The sequence below is a fragment of the Streptomyces sp. NBC_00846 genome (genome assembly GCF_045207325.1).
Lineage (GTDB): Bacteria > Actinomycetota > Actinomycetes > Streptomycetales > Streptomycetaceae > Streptomyces.
This window is the reverse complement of the sequence record NZ_CP108846.1, coordinates 3363748-3386678: the sequence shown is the minus strand read 5'-3', so window position 1 is coordinate 3386678 and position 22931 is coordinate 3363748. Positions and strand designations below refer to the sequence as shown.

The following is a 22931-nucleotide window of genomic DNA, read 5'->3' as shown; positions in this document are numbered from 1 at the left end:
GCGAGGCTATAGACGGTGAACGTGCTGGACATCCTGCTGCTGGCCGGCGCCGTGTGGTTCGCGGTCATCGGCTATCGCCAGGGGTTCGTCGTCGGCATCCTGTCGGTGATCGGGTTCCTGGGCGGCGGTCTCGTCGCCGTCTATCTGCTGCCGGTCCTGTGGGACCAGCTGACGAACGGTTCCGAGGTCTCATCGACGGCAGCCGTCGTCGCCGTCATCATCGTGATCGTCTGCGCCTCGGTGGGGCAGGCATTCACCACCCACCTGGGAAACAAGCTCCGCAGGTACATCACGTGGTCGCCCGCACGCGCCCTCGATGCCACCGGCGGCGCCCTGGTCAACGTGGTCGCGATGCTGCTGGTCGCGTGGTTGATCGGCTCGGCACTGGCCGGTACCTCACTGCCGACGCTGGGCAAGGAGGTCCGCAGCTCCTCGGTCCTGCTCGGCATCTCCCGCGTGATGCCCACCCAGGCCTCCACCTGGTTCACGGACTTCTCCTCGGTCCTCGCGCAGAACGGCTTCCCGCAGGTCTTCAGCCCCTTCGCCGACGAGCCGATCACCGAGGTCAGGGCCCCGGACCCGGCGCTGGTCGGCAGCCCCGTCGCGGCCCGCGCCAAGGAGTCCATCGTCAAGGTCGTCGGTACGGCCCCGAGCTGCGGCAAGGTCCTCGAAGGCACCGGCTTCGTCTTCTCCGACCGCCGGGTGATGACCAACGCCCATGTCGTCGGCGGTGTCGACGAGCCGACCGTCCAGATCGGCGGCCAGGGACGGCTGTACGACGCGAAGGTCGTCCTCTACGACTGGCAGCGCGACATCGCCGTCCTCGACGTCCCGGACCTCGACGCGAAGCCGCTGAAGTTCACCGACACCGATCACGACGCCCGGACCGGGAACAGCGCCATCGTCGCGGGTTTCCCGGAGAACGGTTCGTACGACGTACGCGCCGCGCGCGTCCGGGGCCGTATCGACGCCGACGGCCCGGACATCTATCACCGGGGCACCGTCCGCCGCGATGTGTACTCGCTCTTCGCGACGGTTCGTCAGGGCAACTCGGGCGGGCCGCTGCTGACCCCCGACGGCAAGGTGTACGGGGTCGTCTTCGCGAAGTCGCGCGACGACCCGGATACCGGGTACGCGCTGACGGCCGACGAGATCCGCCAGGACATCGCGCACGGCCGCTCCGCCAACCAGCAGGTCGACAGTCAGGCGTGCGCGCTCTAGGCGCGCGCGGGCGGATCGAGCAACTCCACCGGGCGCGCACGGTTGCACCGAGCGACCCCACCTGCTCGGTGGGGTCGCTTCAGACGGCGTACGGGGTGTGCGCCGACGATCCACGCGGACAGACCGGTGCCAGCCGGGGAAGAGCGGTGGAATTCCCGCCCGGCCGGTGAACGCTCACCGGTCGGCCGGGGCGGATCTCATCCGCGTGGATGGCGCAATCGCGCCGAGACCCAGCGGGCCCGACGGCGCAGAATGCGCGGGATACCGAGCCGGGGATCATGCAGAACATGCATATCTTGCACCCGGCCCTGGGGGCCGCCCCCCTCATGAGTGCTCGGACCCGCCGTGGCGGTCGAGCGGCGGTTGCGTGCTGCGTCACCGAAGTCGTGCGTCCAGCCCATACCCCGACGTCTGCCCGTGCCTCATGGTCGGTAACCACCCATCCGCCAGCCAATTGGCTTATGCGCCAGGCAATTGGCTGTTCGTCGGACAACTGTGCCGCACGGCTACCGGTCGGGCTCAGGATCCTTGAGCCAGTTGATGAGTTCGGCCGAGAAGCCGGCCGGATCCTCCTCGTGCGGGAAGTGTCCCAGGCCGTCGAAAAGTCGCCAACGGTACGGCGCTTCGACGTACTCGCCGGACCCCGCCGCGCTCCGCGTGCGGATCGCCGGATCGAGTGAACCGTGCAGGTGCAGTGTGGGCACCCGCACCGGCCGCTTCATCCTCCGGTTGAACTGGATTCCGTCCGGACGGGCCAGGGAGCGGACCATCCAGCGGTACGGCTCGATCGAGCAGTGCGCCGTCGACGGAATGCACATCGCGCGGCGGTAGACGTCGATCGCCGCGTCGTCGGGGAACTCCGGGGTCCGGGCGCCCGACCAGTCGTGGATCAGCCGGCCCACCAACGCCGCGTCGTCCGCGACGAGCTGACGCTCCGGCACCCACGGACGCTGGAAGCCCCAGACGTACGAGCCCGCCCGGGACTGCGCGAAGTCGGAGAGCATCGACGAGCGCCAGCGGCGTGGATGCGGCATCGAGGAGACAACGAGGCGGCGCACCAGCTTCGGCCGCATCACCGCGGCCGTCCAGGCGAGGTAGCCGCCCATGTCGTGGCCGACCAGCGCTGCGTCCGGTTCGCCGAGCGAACGGATGACGCCGGTGATATCGAGTGCCAGGTTGGCGGGGTCGTAACCCCGGGGCGTACGGTCGCTGCCGCCGACGCCGCGGAGGTCCATCGCCACGGCGCGGAAACCGGCGTCGGCGAGTGCGGTGAGCTGATGGCGCCAGGTCCACCAGAACTGCGGAAAGCCGTGCAGCAGCAGCACCAGCGGCCCCTCGCCGAGCTCGGCGATGTGGAAGCGGGCGCCGTTGGCCGCCACGTCCCGGTGGGTCCACGGCCCGTCGATCCGCACCGGCCCACCGGCACCGGCCGCGCCCATCGGGGCCGACGGACCGGCCGCACCCGCCCGGCCCGCCACACCTGCCGGGTCGGACGAACCGTGTGACCGGGGCGCGCTGAGATCGCCCGGGCCTACCTGGCTCACCTGGCTTGCCTGACCCACCTGACGTACTTCGCTTACCTGATCTTCCGGGCCAACTGAGCCTTCCGGGCCTTCTGGGGCGGATGCGCTGGAATCGGGGACCGTCATGTGGACGAGCGTGCCACAGCGGACGCCTTGTCCTGGACCGGAGATTTCTCCAGAGCCTTGTCCGCCAGCGTGCTGCCCACGACCGCCGGACGGCTCGTTCCCACCGTGACGGCGGGCCGCGGGTGCGGCTTGACGCCCTGCAGCACGGCCGCCGTCTGCTTGGCCGAGGCGATGGACTTCTCCGGCGGTTTCACCTTCTTGAACTTGGCGACGGCGAACAGCGCGAGCAACACCCCGAGCACGATGAAGGCCGCGCCCACGATCAGGAACGACCACGCGAGGCCGAGTCCCAAGTTGTGGATTCCGTACGCCGCCGCGAAACTCAGCACCGGGATCGCGAACAGAACCAGCACGCCCGCGATGACGAACGCCGCACTCCCGGTGACGCCGCGCTTGACGTCCTGCCGCACTTCGGCCTTGGCCAGGGCGATCTCGTCGTGCACCAGTGCGGACATCTCGGCCGTCGCCGCGGCGACCAACTGTCCGAGACTGCGGTCGGTGCTGCCCGCATTGCTGCCGGGGTCGCTCATCCCTGACTCCCTCTTCTGCTCTCCTGCTCAACACATCTGGTGTCAGATCATGCCGGACTGTCCGGCTTGACGCTCGCTGCCCCCGCCAGTTGGGCAAGACGTCGGTGCTCGGCCGCCTTCTTCTCGTAGATCGCGGCCATCCGCAGGTGGTACTCCGGGTCGTCCTGCTCGTAGACGTCGGGCACGCCGTCCTCGTCCTCGTCGCGCTCCTCCTCCTCGTGCAGCGCCCGGTATCTGCGTACTCGGAGTCTGAGCAGTACACAGGAGAGGACGGCGGCCGTCAGGGAGCCGAGCAGCACGGCGGCCTTGATCTGGTTGATCATGTCCTCGTCGCCGACGAAGGCCAGCTCGCCGATGAGCAGGGACACGGTGAAGCCGATCCCGGCGAGCGAGGCGACCGCGAAGACATCCGCCCAGGCCAGGTCCTTGTTCAGCTCAGCCTTGGTGAAGCGGGTGGCCAGCCACGTACCGCCGAAGATGCCTATCGCCTTGCCGACGACGAGCCCCAGGACGACACCGAGCGTCTCGGGCCGGGTGAAGACGCCCGCCAGCGCGCCGCCGGAGAGGGAGACCCCGGCGGCGAAGAGGGCGAACAGCGGTACGGCGACACCGGCCGACAGCGGGCGGATCAGGTGCTCGATGTGCTCGCCGGGGGAGTGGGCCTCGCCGTCCCGCCGCGTGCAGCGCAGCATCAGGCCCATGGCGACACCGGCGATGGTGGCGTGGATGCCGCTGTTGTACATCAGGCCCCAGATGACCAGGGCGAGCGGTACGTAGATGTACCAGCCGCGCACGTTCTTGCGCAGCAGCAGATAGAAGACGGCGAGGCCGATGAAGGCGCCGATGAGCGCCATGAAGTTGATCGTCTCGGTGAAGAAGACCGCGATGATCAAGATCGCGAAGAGGTCGTCGACGACGGCGAGGGTCAGAAGGAAGGCGCGCAGCGCGTTCGGCAGGGACGTCCCGATGACCGCGAGGACGGCGAGGGCGAAGGCGATGTCGGTGGCGGTCGGGACGGCCCAGCCGCCCGTGGAACCTCCGCCGGTCACGGCCACGAGCGTGTAGACGACGGCCGGAACCGCCATTCCGCACAGCGCGGCGACGACGGGGAGAGCGGCCGCCTTGGGATCGCGCAATTCGCCCGCGACCAGTTCCCGCTTCAGTTCGACGCCCGCGACGAAGAAGAAGACCGCGAGCAGCCCGTCCGCCGCCCAGTGCTCCACGGAGAGGTTGAGGCCCAGCGAACCGGGACCGAAGTGGAAGTCGCTGACGGCCGCGTAACTGGAACCGAAAGTGTTCGCCCACACCAGGGCCGCCACCGCGGCGATCAGCAGGATGACGCCGCCGACGGTCTCGGTGCGCAGGGCATTCGCGAGGTAGTTCCGCTCAGGGAGGGACAGGCGCCCGAGAAAGGTACGGCGGGGCTCGGAAGAAGGGGGTGCGGGTGCGGGGGTGGGCGCGGCCACGATTGAGGACCTCCGGGTCGGTACGGCAGCGATGGCATGGCTGATGCACTTGCCGACCAGACTTCCCGGCACACCCTGTGGAGATTTCTTATTACTTTGTTGATGCGCCTGCCACTGTACCTGGGGTGTGCGGGGCTGTAACCGGTGATCTTCACCCTAAATGCCCGAGGGGCACCCGGCGCCTTGCCGGATGCTCCCGGGGACAACCTGGGCTCAGTCCTCCGAGGAGGAGGACGGCAGTTGGGTCTGGATGAGCTCCATCACCGAGGAGTCGGTGAGCGTCGTGACGTCTCCCAGTTCGCGGTTCTCGGCGACGTCACGCAGCAGGCGACGCATGATCTTGCCCGAGCGGGTCTTCGGCAGCTCGGCAACCGGAAGGACCCGCTTCGGCTTGGCGATCGGGCCGAGCGTGGCACCGACGTGGTTGCGCAGCTCCGCGACGAGCTCGTCGGAGGCCGCAGCCGTACCGCGCAGTATCACGAACGCCACGATGGCCTGGCCGGTCGTCTCGTCGGCGGCACCGACCACGGCGGCCTCGGCGACCGACGGATGTGACACGAGCGCCGACTCGACCTCGGTGGTCGAGATGTTGTGCCCGGACACGAGCATCACGTCGTCGACCCGGCCGAGCAGCCAGATGTCGCCGTCCTCGTCCTTCTTGGCGCCGTCGCCGGCGAAGTACTTGCCTTCGAAGCGGGACCAGTAGGTGTCGATGAAACGCTGGTCGTCGCCCCAGATGGTGCGGAGCATCGACGGCCACGGCTCGGTGAGGACGAGATAGCCGCCCCCGCCGTTCGGAACCTCGTTGGCCTCGTCGTCGACGACCGTGGCGGAGATGCCGGGCAGGGCGCGCTGGGCGCTTCCCGGCTTGGTCTCCGTCACGCCCGGCAGCGGCGAGATCATCATCGCGCCGGTCTCGGTCTGCCACCAGGTGTCCACGATCGGGCACCTGTCGGCGCCGATGTGATTGCGGTACCACATCCACGCCTCGGGGTTGATCGGCTCACCGACCGAACCGAGGACCCGAAGGCTGCTCAGGTCGAACTTGGCGGGGATGTCGTCACCCCACTTCATGAACGTACGGATCGCGGTCGGCGCGGTGTAGAGGATCGTGACGCCGTACTTCTGCACGATCTCCCAGAAGCGCCCCTGGTGCGGGGTATCGGGCGTGCCCTCGTACATGACCTGCGTCGCGCCGTTGGCGAGCGGGCCGTAGACGATGTACGAGTGGCCGGTCACCCAGCCGATGTCGGCGGTGCACCAGAAGACGTCGGTCTCCGGCTTGAGGTCGAAGACTGCGTGGTGCGTGTATGCGACCTGCGTGAGGTAGCCACCGGAGGTGTGCAGGATGCCCTTCGGCTTACCCGTGGTGCCGGAGGTGTACAGGACGAAGAGCGGCTGCTCCGCGTCGAACGCCTCGGGGGTGTGCTCGGCGGACTGCCGGCCGGTGATCTCGTGCCACCAGACGTCGCGGCCCTCGGTCCACGCGGTCTCCTGGCCGGTGCGCCGCACCACCAGGACGTGCTCGACGCTGTCGATACGGGAGACGGCGTCGTCCACGGCGGGCTTGAGCGCGGACGGCTTGCCCCGGCGGTAACCACCGTCGCTTGTGATCACGACCTTGGCGTCCGCGTCCTGGATGCGGGCGGCGATGGCGTCGGCGGAGAAGCCGCCGAAGACCACCGAGTGCGCGGCGCCGATGCGGGCGCAGGCCAGCATCGCGATGGCGGCCTCGGGGATCATCGGCAGATAGACGGCGACCCGGTCGCCCTTGCCGACACCGAGCTCGATGAGTGCGTTCGCGGCCCGGGAGACCTCGTCCTTGAGGTCGGCGTAAGTGATCGCGCGGCTGTCGCCGGGCTCGCCCTCGAAGTGGATGGCGACCCGGTCGCCATGGCCGGCCTCGACATGGCGGTCCACGCAGTTGTACGCGACGTTCAGTTTGCCGTCCGCGAACCATTTCGCGAAGGGCGGGTTGCTCCAGTCGAGCGTTTCGGTCGGCTCCGTGGCCCAGGTCAGGCGACGGGCCTGCTCGGCCCAGAAGCCCAGCCGGTCCGCCTCGGCCTGCTCGTACGCCTCCGCTTTGACGTTGGCGTTCGCGGCCAGATCGGCAGGCGGTGCGAACCGCCGCTCCTCACGAAGCAGATTGGCCAAGCTTTCGTTGCTCACGACATCTCCCATTCCCAGGGTGTCCGTTGTGTCCCGGGGCATAGCTCATCAGGCCAAAGGCCGGGTGACAAGTGTCTGCCCGAAATTGGTTTAGACCTGTGTTTCGTGTATGGGCGTGCATGGAGACACGGTCCCGCTTCCCCGTACGGCTGACGCGATGCGACGCCGTGCCGGCCGGCACGGGGGCCGAGCGGCACGGTGCGTTTGCGGAGTCACACGGTGTGTTGCGGAGGCGGGACCACAAGGTCTCACGGACCGGGGACGAATGCGGTTCAGACGCCAGTACGTTCCAACCGGCCGGGATCCGAAGGATCGCCCGGGGAGGAGGGAGCTCCCGGGACGGCGGTGGACCCGAGGGTGTCGGCGTCGCCGGTGACGCGGGAAGCGCCCGAGGTGTGGGTGCGGGTGCGGGTGCGGGCCTCGGCAAGGGCGTGGGGTTCGACCGGGGCCTTCGTTTCGGCCGGCGCCCGGGCCGGAACGTTGCCGGGGGTGACGCCCGGGTCCACGCGGTCGAAGACCTCGTCGAGCGCAAGTCCTGCGCTCGCGCCCTCGGTCAGCAGGTAGGCCTGTGCTTCGCCCACGTGAAAGTACATCCCGTGCAGTTGGAGCGTGCCCTGAGAGAGTCGCCGGGCCACCGGTTCATGGGCCCGTAGATGGTCCAACTGCTGGACCACGTTGGTGAGGCAGAGCTGATCCACCGCATCGGTCGGCAGCCGACCGGAGATCCGTGCCCAGGCGTGATGGCGGGACGCCATCCGTTCCAGGCTCGGCAACCCGTGTCTCAGCCAGCGCCACAGGGACGTCTGAGGAGTGTCCGGAGCGGGCTCGGCGTCGAGCAGAGCTTGCATCGCGCCGCAGCCGGAGTGCCCGCACACGGTGATGGACTCCACCTTCAGCACATCCAGCGCGTACTCGATCGCGGCACCCACCGAGTCGTCACCCGAATCGGTATCCGGCGGGGGCACCAGATTGCCGACGTTCCGCACGGTGAACAGGTCGCCCGGGCCACTCGCCGTGATCATGCTGGTGACCAGGCGGGAGTCCGCGCAGGTGATGAAGAGCTGGGAGGGGCACTGACCCTCGCGAGCCAGCCGGGCCAACTCCTCGCGCACCAGCGGGGCGGTGTTGCGCTGGAACGAACTCAGGCCGCTGGCCAGGCGGTTGCCGCCGATCCCGCGTGGGGCGGTGGCTGGCGTGGCCGGATCGTGAGTGTTGTGGGCTCCGGGGCCGGAAGCGGGACCGACATCAGGGGCGGAGCCGGATTCGGAGCTGTGGCCGTCGACGGTGCTGGGAGAGGGGCTCGTGTCCGCTCCCCGGACGGGGTCGAGGCCGGTGCGGGAGCCGTCGAAGGGGGCGCCGGGGCCAGGGTGGGCGTCGGGCGTCTGCTCGGGCCGGTCGTGGCAGTGATGGTTCCGCCAGGGCGTCCAGGGGCGGCAACAGAAGTGCGCCGACGAGGTGGGCTCGGCGATCCGGCCGCCTGACCTGCCGGTGAAAGCGACCCTGCCGCCGTGGGCCTTCTGGGCAAGGCTCCAGTCCTGGATGGCCTCGTACGCCGCGTGGTCCATGAAGAAGCCGTCCAGCTCGACGACGACGTCCCCGCCCTGCGGCAACTGTCCAAGCGTCCGACTGAGCCGAGGCACCGCGAGAAACGTCAACTGGCCCCGCACGACGATCAGATGCCGTTCACCCTGATTGGCCACGGTGATCCTGGTCCGGGCCAGCCGATGCAGTGCCACGGCCACCGCCGCCGCGATGCCGATCGCCACGCCCTTGAGCACGCCGAAGAGGACCACGCCGCTGATCGTCGCCCCGTACACCAGGAATTCTCGGTGCTTATGGACATTGCGGATGTGGGCGAAGCTCACCATCTTGATGCCGACCATCATGACCAGCGCGGCGAGGGCGGCCAGCGGGATCCATTCCAGGACGGTAACCAGCAGCCCGATGGCGAGAACCATCCAGACGCCGTGCAGCACGGTGGAGGCGCGGCTCGTCGCCCCTGCCCGCACGTTTGCCGAGCTGCGCACCGCACCACCGGACACCGCGAGCCCGCCCACGAGTCCGGACAGGGTGTTGGCGATGCCCTGGGCGCGCAGCTCACGGTCGAGATCCGAACGCCTGGCGGGCGGGGCCGGCGGCGCCGACGCCGACGCCCGTACCGACACCGCCGCGGACGCCGAAGGCGGGTCGGCCTGTGACCGGGCGGCTGTTCGCTCACCGGCGCGGTCGGCCGACAGCTTGTCCACGGCCACCGCGGCGAGCAGCGACTCCAGACTGGCCACCAACATCACAGTGAACACAGCGGTGGCCAGGGCGAGTACGGGACCTTGCGGCATCTCCGGCAGTGCGTGGGAGCGCCAGGACGGCAGGTCGACCCGGGCGATCCCGGGTGCGGCCGGCGCGGCCACCGCCGTCGCTGTCACCACTGCGGCGAGGGCGGCCGGAATCCGCCGTAACACCCGGCCGATCCGCCCAGGAATCCGCGGCCACAGGACCAGGACGGCGATGGTCAGCACGCCGATCAGGGGTGCGGCCGGACCCACCCGCCCCAACTGGTCGGGAAGGGCGAGGGTGTTGGCGACCGCTGAACTCTGGGGTGAGCCACCGAGCACGATGTGCAGCTGGGCGAGCGCGATGGCCACGCCGATTCCGGCGAGGGTGCCGTGCACGATGGCGGGGCTGACGGCGAGGGCGCTGCGCGCCGCCCGCAGTGAGCCCAGCAGGATCTGCAGCAGTCCGGCGCCGACGGTGATCGCGCAGGTGGTACGCCAGCCGTAGATCTGGATCAACTCGGCTGTGACCACGGTCAGTCCGGCGGACGGGCCGCTGACCTGGAGGGGTGTGCCGCCGAGCAGCCCGGCGACGATACCGCCAATGGCGGCTGAGATGAGGCCGGCTTCCAGCGGGGCGTCCATGGCGACTGCGAGGCCGAGCGACATGGGGACGGCGAGCAGGAAGACCGTGACCGAGGCGGACAGGTCGGCGCCCGTGATGCGGAATCGTCCGCTGCCACGCGGCGGTGGCGGGCTGTGTGGTCGTTTGATCCCCCAGGCGCGGGGTGGGCGCGAACTGCGGGGTGGGCGGTCATGGCGAGTGGGTACGTAGGCAGACATTTTCCCGTCTCCTCCGGGGCGGTGCGGTCGCGGAACGTGGGGGACGCGGCCGTGGGGCACGGCTTGCAGCGGCGGGATTTCTCAACTCTCAGTAAATAGATCGTAATGGAGAGTAAAGATTCATGTCGATGCTTGAGGTTAAATGACCCGGTCGATCACCTGTTCAGGTGAATAGGCAGCTTTTTATGCGGCTTATCGCACTGATTCCGGCAAAGCTGCACGCGACTTTGGCCGCGCCGTGTCGGCACCTCGACGCGAATCGGCTGCAAGGAAGAGGGTGGGCGGATGCTGGCTGCCGCGAAGAGGACCGCTGCCGGACGGGTCGCCCTGGGCGTCGTGGCTGTTGCGCTGGTTGCGGTGGCCGGCCGCTCCTCCGGGAGGACAGCCAGAAGCTGTTCTCGCACTTCCGCGAGATGGGAAGGAAGTACCACGCGAACACGACGTACTTCCTCAGCGGCGTGTACATGCCGCCGAAAGACAAACGGGAGCTCTGCGATCCGCCGAAGCGCAACGTCAGCAGCTCCGACATCGGCTTCAACGAGGCCGAGGGAATCCGGAACACCATCAGCCGGATGCGCGGTGCCTGGGAGGACGGCGACGAGATCGGCACCTGCTTCAACGGCCACTTCTGCGGCCCCGAGGGCGGCGTCGGCACCTGGTCTGTCGACCAGTGGAAGAGCGAGATCGACCGGGCCAAGTCCTTTGTGAAGAGCTGGAAGAGCAACGACGCCGGTCTCAAGGATGAGAAGCCGCTTCCCTTCGACTACGACAAGGAGCTCATCGGCGGCCGTACCCCATGTCTGGAGGGGCAGAAGAATATGGTCGCCGCAGCGCGGGCCACGGGCTTCCGGTACGACTCCAGCGGGGTCAACAAGCAGGTCTGGCCGAAGAAGAAGGACGGTATCTGGGGCCTCTCGATTTCGAGCCCTGGAACGGTGGCACGTACATGCGCGCCGTCGAGGAGACCATCGCGACGGTCTGCACCAAGAAGGGTGTCCGCTGTGTGTCTGACTCGCCGGCGGAAGCGGGCCGGACATCGGGGGCCGGCACGGCTCACGCCGGATCCGACGCCTATCAGCCCGGTCGCCGGCTCGGCGACGGCCCCCGGTGACAGTGCTCGGTGGCCGTGCGCGGCCACCGAGCTGAGCGTCCTTCGGCTGAGGACCGGTACTGCTGTGAACCGGCGCCTGATAAGGGGTGCAACGGCGCCCCGGCGGAAGGAATGTCAACGACATCCCGGCGGTACGAACGCCTCTTCCCGGCCGGGGCATCGGCCGACCGGATCGGCTGGGCCGGCTGACCGGGTTGGCTGAGCCGACGGTCAGGCCGGCTGGGCGGCGCCGTCCTGCACGTACCGCTCGTCGAGCACGAAGGCGGGGTCGACCTGGGCGGCGAGGTCGGCGCCCGTCTTCTCGTTGCCCCAACTCTCCGCGTTCTTCAGATGGAAGTGCACCATCTGCCGCGTGTATCGCTCCCAGTCCCGCTGTTCGTACGAATCCTCCGCGGCGTTCTGCAGTGCCTGCAGAGCCATCCGGTTGTCCGCCTCCAACAGCTCGAAGCGGGCGGGACGGCCCTTCTCCATAGCCCGTACCCAGTCGGAGTGCCCGACAGTGACCAGCAGGTCGTCGCCCACCTCGGCGCGCAGGAAATCCAGATCGTCCTCACCCTGCACCTTGTTGCCGACGACCTTCAGCGCGACCCCGAAGTTCCGCGCGTACTCCTTGTACTGGCGATATACCGAGACTCCCTTGCGGGTCGGCTCGGCGACCAGGAACGTCATGTCGAAACGGGTGAACATCCCGGAAGCGAAGGAGTCCGATCCGGCTGTCATGTCGACGACGACGTAGTCCTCGGGGCCGTCGACGAGATGGTTGAGGCAGAGCTCCACCGCACCGACCTTGGAGTGGTAGCACGCCACGCCCAGATCCGACTCGGTGAACGGCCCGGTGGCCATCAGCCGGATCTCCCCGTCGTCGAGCCGGACCGTACGGGCGCACGCGTCGTAGATCGGGTTGTCCTCACGGACCCGCAGCAGTCGCGAGCCCTCGCCGGGCGGAGTCGTCTTGATCATCGTCTCGATGGAGGCGATACGGGGATTGCTGCCGCGTAGATACTCCTTGATCAGAGGCAACTGGGCCCCCATGGCGGGGAGCGCCGCGGCTTCCTGGTCGTCGAGGCCGAGCGCGACCCCGAGGTGCTGGTTGATGTCGGCGTCCACCGCGACGACGTGGGCTTCATTGGCGGCAAGGTGACGGATGAAGAGCGAGGACAACGTGGTCTTGCCGCTGCCGCCCTTCCCTACGAAAGCGATCTTCATGTTCACCTAGGGTAGCGTGACGATCGCGCTCTGCTGTCACACTTCGTGAAGAAGGCCACTCCCGGCTCGTAACGGATTGTGGGGCGCGTAGCCTCGCTACCTATGAGTACGCCTGCCTCTGATCCGCTCGCCACCCTGGGCGCCCTGCCGGGAGTCGCCGATGCGGTGGACTCCGTACGCAAGGCCGTCGACCGCGTCTACGGTCACCGTGTCATGCGGCGCCGAAGCAACGAGGTCACCGCCGAAGCGGCACTGCGCGGCGCCCGTGGCTCGGCGGCACTGTCCGGGGCCGACTGGAACCTGGAGGAGGTGCGCCGCCGCACCGACTTCAGTGGAGACGGTGAGGCGCATGTGATCGGAGCGGCCCTGAGGCTGACCGCCGAAGCGGGCCAACTGCTTTCCATCTGGCGGCAGTCGCCCTTGCGTGTTCTGGCGCGGCTTCATCTGGTTGCGGCCGGCGGCGCCGAACCCGAGGACGCTGTCGGCCGACCGCGGCTGACGGGCGAACCCGTGGACGAACCGCTGATCCAAGCGCCGCTGCCGGGCGCCGACGAGGTGGCCGGACGGCTGGAAGGGCTCTCCGGGCTGATCCTTTCGGGCACTTCGGCGCCCGCGTTGGTGACGGCGGCGGTTGTGCACGGTGAACTGCTGGCCCTGCGCCCCTTCGGTTCGTACAACGGCCTCGTCGCACGGACCGCCGAGCGGATCGTGTTGATCGGGAGCGGGCTCGACCCCAAATCGGTCTGCCCCGCCGAGGTGGGGCACGCCGAGCAGGGCCGGGCGGCGTATATCGCGGCGTTCGATGGCTACCTTTCGGGGACGCCGGACGGGTTGGCGACCTGGATCGCGCACTGCGGGCGCGCTGTGGAACTGGGAGTCAGGGAATCGACGGCGGTGTGCGAGGCGCTGCAGCGCGGCGCCGCGTAACGACGCGGCGGTGTCGCGGTGCCGGGTGCGACGGGCTGAATTGTCAGCCGTGAAACTCCACCGCATAACGTCAGGGTCGTAACTTCAGTGCGGTGATTCCACCGGGCCAAGGGCGGCTTCGCGGTGACTTCGCCGGGGCAACTTCACGGCCCGGTGCAAGGGTTGCGGCGGTACCGTCCTCGGTACCGCCGCTGGCATGTCTACCCAGTTACCAGGCGTCCTCGATATGTGCCCATCAGGTCGGGGGCTTTGCCCGTTCCCTGGTGCGGCTGGCCCGTAATCGACGGGTCGACGTCGCGTGGGTGCTCGGTTTTCATGCTCGGTCCGTGGGGCCTTCTCTGCGTTACAGGTAATCCTCTCGGACGTCCTTGGTCTCGCGGGCCGTTGAGTCCTTTGTACTCCAGGGCTGGTGTGAGCGGTAGTGCTGGCCACACTTCTTTACTTTTAGGTTCAATTACGGGCGAGTTGGACAGCTTGGTTCAGTCGGTGAATTGGGTCGAGGTGGTCGCCTTGTCCGGCCCCATGGGCGGGGTCGGGCAGCGGGTTCACGGCATCGGGGTGCCGCCCGGGTCGCGAGGTCAGACGGAGGGATTGATGGAGCGGCGACGGGAGGTGTACCAGACCAGTCCCGCCGTGACCGCGGCCGCGCCCACCGCCGCCGCCGCGACCAGCGCGGGACGCGGCGGCATTGTGAAAGCGGGCAGCCGCTGCTTGAGCCGGACCGGTCGATCGAAGACGAGAACCGGCCACTCGCGGAGGGTCGCCTCGCGCCGCAGAGTGCGGTCCGGATTCACTGCGTGCGGGTGTCCGACCGATTCCAGCATCGGTACATCGGTCGCCGAATCGCTGTAGGCGTAGCAACGCGAGAGGTCGTACCCCTCCGACACCGCGAGTGCCTTGATCGCCTCGGCCTTCGTCGGTCCGTAGGCGTAGTACTCCACTTCGCCGGTGAAGCAGCCGTCGTCGCCGACGACCATTCGGGTGGCGACGACTCGGTCGGCGCCGAGCAGCTCGCCGATCGGCTCGACGACCTCGGCGCCCGAGGTCGAGACGATCACCACATCGCGTCCGGCGGTGTGGTGCTCCTCGATGAGCGTCGCCGCTTCGTCGTAGATGATTGGGTCGATCAGATCGTGCAGGGTCTCGGCGACGATTTCCTTCACTTGCTGTACGTTCCAACCCTTGCAGAGCGCGGAGAGATATTCCCGCATCCGTTCCATCTGGTCGTGATCTGCACCCCCGGCGAGGAACACGAACTGTGCGTACGCAGTGCGCAGCACGGCGCGGCGGTTGATCAGTCCGCCTTGGTAGAAGGACTTGCTGAAGGTCAGCGTCGAAGACTTCGCAATGACCGTCTTGTCCAGGTCGAAGAAGGCTGCTGTGCGCGGCAAGAAGCGGTTTTCCACAAGGCAGAGCATAGGGGCCCACCATTCGGCGTAAACTCTGGCGCGTGGGTTTGCCTGAGAAGGCTCTCGGGTACACCATGGAAGTCACGGATCGTTCGCGACCGTGCTAACCCGGTCCGGCTCCTCCCCCCCCGAGTCGGCCGTGGGGACGACCCCCGCTCTCCCCCCCGGCGGGGGTCGTCGCATGTCCGGACCCATTTCCGCGGTTTGGAATCAAGCATTCCGCCTCCGTTTCGGCTACGACGGCTCACTTCTCGCCCGTCTCCCATCATCGTGCCCCGTCACGGTGCGTAGCGGAAGTGCTGCTCTCCGGGAGTCGCCGGTATGAGTGACCGAGTTATTCACAGCGGTGGGGTTGTCCACAGTTTTTGAGCAAGATCCACACGATTTCCCGAAGCGTTGCACGGTGATTCCAGCCGCGAAGTCCGCGGGTTGTGGAATCGCTGATCCCGGAACGCTCCGGGATCAGCGCGAACTGTGATGAAGGTGCAGTGAGAAGGGGGTGGAGATCGTGGCTGAATCCAACGCACGGGATCGTCTGCCGAGCGCCGAAGTGCGGCGGGGCGGACCGTTGATCGTGACCGAGGATGTGGAACTCCTCGACGATCTGCTGCGGCTGTGCGCCGCCGCTGGAGCGGAACCGGAAGTTCATCACTCGCTGCCCGAGCGCAGAGGCAGCTGGGATCAGGCCCCGATGGTTCTCGTGGGGGACGACGCAGCCCAGCGGTGCCGCGGGGTGGCGCGCAGGCGCGGTGTGATGCTCGTCGGCCGGGACCAGGATGTCCCGGACGTCTGGCGTCGCGCCGTCGAGATCGGGGCCGAATATGTGCTGAGGCTGCCCGAATCCGAGGGTTGGCTCGTCGATCAGATCGCCAATGCGGCGGAAGGCGTGGGCCGGCCGGCACTCACCGTCGGGGTGATCGGCGGGCGGGGCGGTTCCGGCGCATCCACACTGGCCTGCGCCCTCGCGGTGACGGCGGCCAGGGCCGGGCGGCGGACCATGCTGATCGACGGTGACCCGCTCGGCGGGGGCATCGATGTGCTGCTCGGCGGCGAGCGGACCGAGGGAATGAGATGGCCGGATTTCGCCCATTCCAAAGGGCGGGTCGGCGGAGGCGCGCTGGAGGAGTCGCTTCCCGCACTGCACGGTTTGCGGGTGCTCAGTTGGGGCCGCGACGACTGGGTGGTGATCCCGCCGCCGGCCATACAGGCTGTGCTGGCCGCCGCGCGCAGGCTCGGCGGGGTGGTTGTCGTCGATCTGCCACGCCGGGTCGACGAGGCGGTCGCCGAGGCGCTCGCGCAGCTGGACCTCGGGCTGTTGGTGGTCCCGGGGGAGCTTCGGGCGGTTGCGGCGGCGAAGCGGGTGGCGGCGATGGCCGGAATGGTCCTGGACGACCTGCGGGTGGTGGCGCGCGGTCCGTACGCGGCGGGCCTCGACGAACGGTGGGTGGCGCAAGCGCTTGGGTTGCCGCTTGCTGGTGAACTCCCGCTCGAAACCGGGCTGCTGGCGGCCCAGGACGGCGGGGCACCCCCCGGCAGCAGCGCGCGCAGTCCACTGGCCAGGTTCTGCACGGCCTTCTGGGAGCGGGCGCTCGCCCCGGAGGGCGTCGGGAGCCGCACCGCTGGGGATGCGTCATGACCGAGACGCTGCTCGACGCCGTACGGCAGCGGCTGGCGCAGAGCGGCGCGGCGCCGACCCCGGCCGGGGTCGCGGCCGCACTGCGTGCCCAGGGGCGGCTGCTCGGTGATGCTGAAGTGCTTGGTGCGGCCGATGAGCTGCGCGGCGAGCTGGTCGGGACCGGAGTGCTGGAACCGCTGCTCGCCGACCCGGCGGTGACGGATGTGCTGGTCTGTGCGCCGGACCGGGTGTGGGTGGACCGGGGCGGCGGGCTCGAAATCACTGCGGTGACGTTCCCGGACGCTGCCGCGGTGCGCAGGCTGGCTCAGCGGCTGGCGGCCGTGTCGGGGCGGCGGCTCGACGACGCCCGGCCCTGGGTGGACGCACGGCTGCCGGACGGCACCCGTATGCACGCCGTGCTGCCGCCGGTGTCCGTCGGCTCGACGTGTCTGTCGCTGCGGGTGGTACGCCCGCGGGCCTTCTCGCTGACGGAACTGGTCGAGGCCGGGACGGTGCCACCGGACGGCGACCGGGTGCTGCGGGCCTTGGTGGACGCCCGGGTCTCCTATCTGATCAGCGGGGGGACGGGAGCCGGAAAGACGACCCTCCTGTCGAGTCTGCTGGGTGCAGTCGGGGAGCGTGAGCGAATCGTGCTCGCCGAGGATTCGGCGGAGCTGCGGCCGGACCATCCGCATGTGGTGCGTTTGGAGTCGCGCCCCGCCAATCAGGAGGGGGCGGGCCGGGTGACTCTTCGGGACCTGGTGCGGCAGGCGCTGCGGATGCGGCCCGACCGGCTGGTCGTCGGGGAGGTGCGGGGTGCCGAGGTCACCGAACTGCTGGCCGCGCTGAATACCGGGCACGAGGGCGGTTGCGGGACGGTTCACGCCAATGCCGCCGAGCATGTACCAGCCCGTCTTGAGGCGCTGGGGACGGCGGCGGGGCTGGACCGGGCAGCACTTCACAGCCAGTTGGCGGCGGCGCTGTCAGTGGTGGTCCATCTCGTACGGGACCGGGCCGGACAGCGGCGGATCGCCGAGGTGCAGGTGCTGGAGCGGGACGCGGCCGGGCTGGTGGTGACCGTGCCGGCGCTGCGCTGGGGCGCCGGCGGATTCGTGCGGGAGCGGGGCTGGGAGCGGCTGCGGTCGTTGATCGGCGGTGCGCTGTGAGCGGCGGTGCGGCGCCGGGGCTGTCGGCGACTGCGGGCTGCGCGGCGGTCTTGTGCGTCGCGGTGGCGGCCTGGTTGGTGGTGGCGCAGGACCAGGGGCGGCGGAGGGCCCGGGGGCTGTTCGTCGACGGAGAGGTGGAGTCGACGCTGCGTGCGCGCTGGGAGCGGATTCGGGCGTGGTTCCAGGCGCGGTTGCGGGAGCGGCGGGAGTGGCTCTGTCTGCCGGTGGCGCTGGCCATCGCGGTGCTGGGGGAGTCCGTGCTTCCGCTACTGGCCGGGGCGGTCGCGGTGCCGCTGGTGCGGCGGTGGCTGCGGAGACAGGCCCTGACGCGTAAGCGGGAACGCCGAGCCGATGGGCTGGTGGCGCTGTGCGGCGCAGTCGTGGGTGAGCTGCGGGCCGGACACGAGCCGGGGCAGGCGCTGCTCGTCGCAGTCCGCGGGACCGGGGTGATGGGAGCGGCGGAGGCTGGTGTGTCCGCCGCGGCACGGTTCGGTGGCGATGTACCGAGGGCGCTCGGGCAGGCGGCACGGGAGCCGGGCCTGGACGGGCTTGCCGGGGTCGCGGCCTGCTGGCGGGTGGCGGCGGACGGTGGGGCCGGGCTCGCGGCGGGGCTGGACCGCCTGGAAGGTGCACTGCGGTCCGAGCGATGCAGACGCGAGGAGTTACGGGCCCAACTGGCGGGTGCCTGGTCGACGGTGGCCGTGCTCGCGCTGCTGCCGGTGCTTGGGCTGGGACTGGGGGCGGCGCTCGGAGCGGATCCGTTGGAGGTGCTGCTGCACACGCCGGCCGGGCTGGTCTGTCTGGTGGCGGGTGGGTTGCTGGAGGCTGCCGGGCTCTGCTGGGCCGGACGGATCGTACGGGCGGGGGAGGCGGCATGAACGGAGTCATCGGCGATGCCGCCCACCTGGTGGCGGCGGTGTGGGGGGTTTTGGGCCTGGCCCTGTATCTGGCTCTCGCTCTGTCGGGGCGGCGGCATCGGCGGGCGGTACGCCGCCGGGGTGCGGCGCTGATGGCGATCGGTGCGGAGAAGCGTCGACCCGGGCGTGCGGTTTCCGGCGCCCTGGCAGCCAAGGAGTGGATCGCACCGCTGGGGGCTGTGGCGACGGGCGTGGTCCTGGTCGGCGGCCTGTTGGGGTGCGTGGCCGGGCTTGCCGGGGCGTACATCGCCCGGCGGTGGCAGCGGGCCCGGCGCAGCGGCGAACAGGGTGCCGGTGCTTCGGAAATGGCTGAGGCCGCACGCCAACTCCCGCTGGCGGCAGATCTCTTGGCGGCATGCATTTCGGCCGGAGCAGGCCCCTGGGAGGCGGCGGAGGCGGTAGGGGATTCGCTGGGCGGACCGGTCGGCGTGTGTCTGGCGCGGACGGCGGCGGAGATCCGGCTCGGTGGTGAACCGGCCGTGGCGTGGGGGCGGTTCGGGGAGATACCTGGCGCCGGCGCGCTGTCCCGTTGCCTGGACCGGGCGGGATCGACCGGAGCTCCGGCGGCGGAGCCGGTGGCGCGGCTGGCCGAGGCGATGCGGGCGGAGCGGGCGAGCGCGGCCGTGACGCGCGCCCAGCGGGCAGGCGTGCTGATCACCGCACCGGTCGGGCTCTGTTTTCTGCCCGCGTTCCTGGCAGTCGGCGTGGCGCCGGTGGTGATCGGGCTGGCGACCGGCCTGCTTCACTCCGCCTGAATGAAAAGCGCTGAAATTATCTATTCATATTAATTACGCATTTCTCGGGGGTTGAAATGGTGCAGCGAATCAGGGGCTGGGTGCGGAGCATGGCGCGCCGAGTCCGGTCGGACAACGGAATGACGACGTCCGAATACGCGGTGGGGACGATCGCGGCCTGTGCGTTCGCGGCGGTGCTCTACAAGGTGGTGAACAGCCAGCCGGTCATGTCCGCGCTGCAGTCACTGGTGAAGGACGCACTCGATGCGAAGTTCTAGGAATGGTTCCGGGGCGTGTGCCGGGGGCCGATCGGGGACTGCGGGCGCGGGCGGGGACCGGGGTGCGGTGACGGCGGAAGCCGCCTTGGCGATTCCGGTACTGGTGGTGTTCGCCCTGGCCCTGGTCTGGGCGCTGATGGCCGCCTCCGCCCAGATCCGGTGCGTGGACGCGGCCAGAGCGGGGGCGAGGGCGGCGGCCCGTTCGGAACCGGAGCCACAGGTGTTGGAAGTCGCCCGTTCGGCCGCACCCGGCGGGGCCGAAATCGCGATGGAGCGGGCCGGGGAGTTGTGGCGGGTGCGGGTGGCGGCGCCCACCCCCGGACTCGGCCCGCTGGCCCTGACGCTTCATGCGGAGGCGGTGGCACTGGCCGAGGACACGGTGGGGGTGACGCCATGACCGGGATGGGACGGGGTGCCGCGTCGGCTGTGACCGGGCGGCTCCACGTACGTGGGTCCGGCGGCCCGGGTCACGGACGGGGACGGGGCCGCGAGCCGGACCAGGGCCCGGCGGGCCGGGACAGGGGGCTGGCGACGGTGTGGGTGGCGATGACCACGGCTACCTTGTGTGCGGTGTTCGCTGTCGTGCTGGCGCTCGGGAAGGTGGTAGCCGTTCGGCACCTGGCCGGCGGCGCGGCGGACTTGGCGGCTCTGGCCGCGGCCGACCGGGCCCTGCAAGGGGCCGAGGAGGCATGTGGGGCGGCCGAGAAGGTGGCCGCGGCACAGGGGGTCGTGGTGGTCCGGTGCGTGGTGCGAGGAGAGGTCGCCGATGTGACGGCCCAGGTGCGTTTCGGACCGTACGAACCGGAGGTCAGGTCCCGGGCGGGCCCTCCGGTGGCTGTTCCCGATCCTCCGGAGCCGTCGCCTCCGACGATTCCGGAGGGCTCGGCTCCCCGGAATCCGGCGGAGCCCACCGGAGGAGTTCGCTGAGGAGACGCACGGCGCCGCGTTTGTGCAGTGGATCGTTGCCGTTGCCGCACTTGGGGGACTGGATGCAGGACGGGCAGCCGGCCTCGCATTCGCAGGACGCGATGGCCTGGCGGGTCGCGGTCAGCCATGCGCGGGCGGTGTGGAAGGCCCGCTCGGCGAATCCGGCACCGCCCGGATGTCCGTCGTACACGAAGACCGTGGGCAGGAGGGTGTCCGGGTGCAACGGTACGGAGACGCCACCGATATCCCATCGGTCGCAGGTGGCGAAGAGCGGCAGCATCCCGATCGAAGCGTGCTCCGCGGCATGCAGGGCGCCGCCGAGGATCTCCGGGTTGATGCGGGCGGCGTCGAGCTGATCCTGTGTGATGGTCCACCACACGGCGCGCGTACGCAGAGTGCGGGGCGGCAGATCCAGTTTGGTTTCGCCGAGGACCTCGCCGGTGATCAGTTTGCGACGCAGGAAGGAGACGACCTGGTTGGTGACTTCCACCGAGCCGTAGCAGAGCCGCCCGTCACCCCATGGGATCTCGGTGTCGGTCTCCAGGACGGCGATGGCGGTGGTGTCGCGGGCAGTCGTCGAGTACGGCGGGTTGGCCCCTTCGACCAAGGCCACCGAATCCTCCAGATCCAGCTTCCGGACCAGATAGGTGCGGCCCTGGTGGAGATGGACGGCGCCTTCATGGACGGCGGTGTGCGAGGCAGCCTCGTCGACGGTGCCCAGCAGCCGGCCGGTGCCCTCCTCGACGATTTGGACGGGGCGACCGCCCTCGCCCCGGATGTCGGTGAGATCGACGGCGCGCTCGCGGCGGGTCCAGTGCCAGCCCGACGCGCGTCTGCGCAGCAGCTTCGCGGCTTCCAGCTGCGGCAGCAGTTCGGCCACGGCCGGACCGAAGAGCTCCAGATCGGCTTCGGTGAGCGGGAGCTCCGCAGCGGCGGCACACAGGTGCGGGGCGAGGACGTACGGGTTGTCCGGGTCGAGGACGGTCGACTCCACGGGCTGCTGGAACAGGGCCTCGGGATGGTGGACGAGAAAGGTGTCCAGCGGGTCGTCGCGGGCGACCAGGACGGCCAGGGCGCCGTGGCCGGAGCGTCCGGCGCGGCCCGCCTGCTGCCACAGCGACGCCCTGGTGCCCGGATAACCGGCGATGACGACGGCGTCCAGGCCGGACACGTCGACGCCGAGTTCGAGGGCGGTGGTGGCGGCAAGGCCGAGCAGCCGCCCGGAGTGCAGGGCGCGCTCCAGGGCGCGGCGCTCCTCGGGGAGATAGCCCCCGCGGTAGGCGGCGACCCGGGCGGGCAGGGAGCGGTCCACCTCGGCGAGGCGTTCCTTGGCGATGACGGAGATCAGCTCGGCCCCGCGCCGGGAGCGTACGAAGGCGACCGAGCGGACGCCCTGGACGGTCAGATCGGTGAGGAGGTCGGCGGTCTCGGCGGTGGCGGTACGGCGGACGGGCGCGCCCTTTTCACCGTGGAGCTCGGTCAGAGGCGGCTCCCACAGGGCGAAGAGCAGCTCGCCGCGTGGCGAGGCGTCGTCGGCGACCTCCTTGACCGGGAGACCGGTGAGGCGGCCCGCCGCGACGGATGGCTCAGCCGCGGTGGCCGAGGCGAGGAGGAAGACCGGATCCGCTCCGTAGCGGGCGCACAGGCGGCGCAGCCTGCGTACCACCTGGGCGACGTGGGAGCCGAAGACACCGCGGTAGGTGTGGCACTCGTCGATGATGACGAAGCGCAGGGCGCGCAGGAAGGAGGACCATCGGGGGTGGGACGGGAGTATCCCGCGGTGCAGCATGTCGGGATTGGTCAGGACGTAGTTGGCGTACTGGCGCACCCATTCGCGTTCCTCGACGGGGGTGTCGCCGTCGTAGACCGCAGGCCTGATGGCGTTGCCGAGTGGTGCCGCGAGTTCCTTCACCGCACGCCTCTGATCGGCGGCCAGGGCCTTGGTGGGGGCGAGATACAGGGCGGTCGCGCCACGGCCGTTCGGGGCCTCGGAGCCGTCGAGCAGGGTGGTGAGTACCGGGGCGAGGTACGCGAGCGACTTGCCGGAAGCCGTGCCCGTGGCGATGATCACGGACTCGCCGTCCAGGGCGTGCTCGGCGGCGGCCGCCTGGTGTGCCCACGGATGGTCGATTCCGGCCTTCTGGATCGCGGCGATCACTTCTGGCCGGATGCGATCGGGCCAGATGGCATGGGTTCCCGTGCGCGGGGGCAAGTGCTCCGTATGAGTGATGCGCGCGGACCGGCCCGCCACTGCGGCGAGCCGGTCGAGGACCATGGCCGGAGAGGGGCGCGAGTCCCTGTTCTCGGCTGGTCGACTGGGGCGGTGATTCTTGGCCATCGGCACCGAGTGTGTCACTGGCGTGACGGACAATGGTCCCAAGGCGTCGTGCATGGCTGCTGGTAAGTGATTGAATGCCATCGCGGCTGGCGATCCGTCCCCTGGCTCCGCCGGGGAGACCGAGGGGCGACCGCTCGATAGCAAGGTGCTGGAGG

The 22931-nt window shown here is 69.7% G+C and carries 18 protein-coding genes and 1 pseudogene; 10 read left to right on the top strand and 9 right to left on the bottom strand.

Annotation, left to right across the window (positions count from 1 at the left end; translation table 11 throughout):
- Positions 1-15: 15 nt before the first annotated feature.
- Positions 16-1221, top strand: coding sequence for a MarP family serine protease (locus OG936_RS15585; RefSeq protein ID WP_266747040.1), 1206 nt, complete (start codon positions 16-18; stop codon positions 1219-1221).
- 197 nt (positions 1222-1418) lie between these two features.
- Here the strand turns inward: OG936_RS15585 and OG936_RS15580 are convergent, their stop codons facing one another.
- From OG936_RS15580 to OG936_RS15555, 6 genes are all read right to left on the bottom strand, one after another.
- Entirely contained in the window at positions 1419-1622 is a 204-nt protein-coding gene (locus OG936_RS15580) for a hypothetical protein (RefSeq protein WP_266747039.1), read from the bottom strand.
- A gap of 105 nt (positions 1623-1727) precedes the next feature.
- Complete coding sequence (locus OG936_RS15575) at positions 1728-2870, bottom strand: alpha/beta fold hydrolase (RefSeq protein ID WP_406495372.1); 1143 nt, start codon at positions 2868-2870, stop codon at positions 1728-1730.
- On the bottom strand, positions 2867-3400 hold the full coding sequence (locus OG936_RS15570; protein ID WP_406495370.1) for a phage holin family protein: 534 nt from the start codon (positions 3398-3400) through the stop codon (positions 2867-2869). The genes OG936_RS15575 and OG936_RS15570 overlap by 4 nt, the downstream gene beginning before the upstream one ends.
- 47 nt (positions 3401-3447) lie before the next feature.
- The gene (nhaA, locus tag OG936_RS15565; protein WP_406495368.1) at positions 3448-4866 is read right to left on the bottom strand and encodes a Na+/H+ antiporter NhaA; all 1419 of its coding nucleotides are present in this window, start codon (positions 4864-4866) and stop codon (positions 3448-3450) included.
- A 213-nt stretch (positions 4867-5079) separates the two neighbouring features.
- A complete protein-coding gene (acs, locus tag OG936_RS15560) occupies positions 5080-7077 on the bottom strand; it encodes an acetate--CoA ligase (RefSeq protein WP_406495367.1) in 1998 nt (665 codons plus the stop codon).
- Positions 7078-7307: 230 nt separating this feature from the next.
- Complete coding sequence (locus OG936_RS15555; RefSeq protein WP_406495366.1) at positions 7308-10148, bottom strand: SulP family inorganic anion transporter; 2841 nt, start codon at positions 10146-10148, stop codon at positions 7308-7310.
- Positions 10149-10525: 377 nt separating this feature from the next.
- Here OG936_RS15555 and OG936_RS15550 point away from each other — a divergent pair.
- A pseudogene (locus OG936_RS15550) lies at positions 10526-11157 on the top strand (hypothetical protein); the annotation flags it as partial.
- Between the two features lie 312 nt (positions 11158-11469).
- Here the strand turns inward: OG936_RS15550 and OG936_RS15545 are convergent.
- The gene (locus OG936_RS15545; RefSeq protein ID WP_406495365.1) at positions 11470-12465 is read right to left on the bottom strand and encodes an ATP-binding protein; all 996 of its coding nucleotides are present in this window, start codon (positions 12463-12465) and stop codon (positions 11470-11472) included.
- A gap of 102 nt (positions 12466-12567) precedes the next feature.
- Here OG936_RS15545 and OG936_RS15540 point away from each other — a divergent pair, with 102 nt between their 5' ends.
- Positions 12568-13392 (top strand): oxidoreductase, encoded by an 825-nt coding sequence (locus OG936_RS15540; protein ID WP_406495364.1) that lies wholly within the window; start codon positions 12568-12570, stop codon positions 13390-13392.
- Positions 13393-13970: 578 nt separating this feature from the next.
- Here the strand turns inward: OG936_RS15540 and OG936_RS15535 are convergent.
- A complete protein-coding gene (locus OG936_RS15535) occupies positions 13971-14810 on the bottom strand; it encodes an HAD family hydrolase (protein WP_406495363.1) in 840 nt (279 codons plus the stop codon).
- Between the two features lie 565 nt (positions 14811-15375).
- On the opposite strand from OG936_RS15535, the gene ssd reads away from it, so the two are divergent.
- The 7 genes from ssd to OG936_RS15500 are packed head-to-tail and all read left to right on the top strand — an operon-like array spanning position 15376 to position 20438.
- Complete coding sequence (gene ssd / locus OG936_RS15530; RefSeq protein WP_406500465.1) at positions 15376-16437, top strand: septum site-determining protein Ssd; 1062 nt, start codon at positions 15376-15378, stop codon at positions 16435-16437.
- A complete protein-coding gene (locus OG936_RS15525; RefSeq protein WP_406495362.1) occupies positions 16434-17582 on the top strand; it encodes a TadA family conjugal transfer-associated ATPase in 1149 nt (382 codons plus the stop codon). Before ssd ends, OG936_RS15525 begins: the two co-directional genes overlap by 4 nt.
- On the top strand, positions 17579-18460 hold the full coding sequence (locus OG936_RS15520) for a type II secretion system F family protein (RefSeq protein WP_406495361.1): 882 nt from the start codon (positions 17579-17581) through the stop codon (positions 18458-18460). Before OG936_RS15525 ends, OG936_RS15520 begins: the two co-directional genes overlap by 4 nt.
- A complete protein-coding gene (locus OG936_RS15515; protein ID WP_406495360.1) occupies positions 18457-19254 on the top strand; it encodes a type II secretion system F family protein in 798 nt (265 codons plus the stop codon). The genes OG936_RS15520 and OG936_RS15515 overlap by 4 nt, the downstream gene beginning before the upstream one ends.
- A gap of 56 nt (positions 19255-19310) precedes the next feature.
- On the top strand, positions 19311-19511 hold the full coding sequence (locus OG936_RS15510) for a DUF4244 domain-containing protein (protein WP_383757279.1): 201 nt from the start codon (positions 19311-19313) through the stop codon (positions 19509-19511).
- The gene (locus tag OG936_RS15505; RefSeq protein ID WP_406495359.1) at positions 19498-19908 is read left to right on the top strand and encodes a TadE family type IV pilus minor pilin; all 411 of its coding nucleotides are present in this window, start codon (positions 19498-19500) and stop codon (positions 19906-19908) included. The genes OG936_RS15510 and OG936_RS15505 overlap by 14 nt, the downstream gene beginning before the upstream one ends.
- Positions 19905-20438, top strand: coding sequence for an Rv3654c family TadE-like protein (locus tag OG936_RS15500; protein ID WP_406495358.1), 534 nt, complete (start codon positions 19905-19907; stop codon positions 20436-20438). The genes OG936_RS15505 and OG936_RS15500 overlap by 4 nt, the downstream gene beginning before the upstream one ends.
- On the opposite strand, the gene OG936_RS15495 is transcribed toward OG936_RS15500, so the two are convergent.
- Entirely contained in the window at positions 20320-22857 is a 2538-nt protein-coding gene (locus OG936_RS15495; RefSeq protein ID WP_406495356.1) for a DEAD/DEAH box helicase, read from the bottom strand. The two genes, OG936_RS15500 and OG936_RS15495, sit on opposite strands and share 119 nt — an antisense overlap.
- Positions 22858-22931 lie beyond the last annotated feature (74 nt).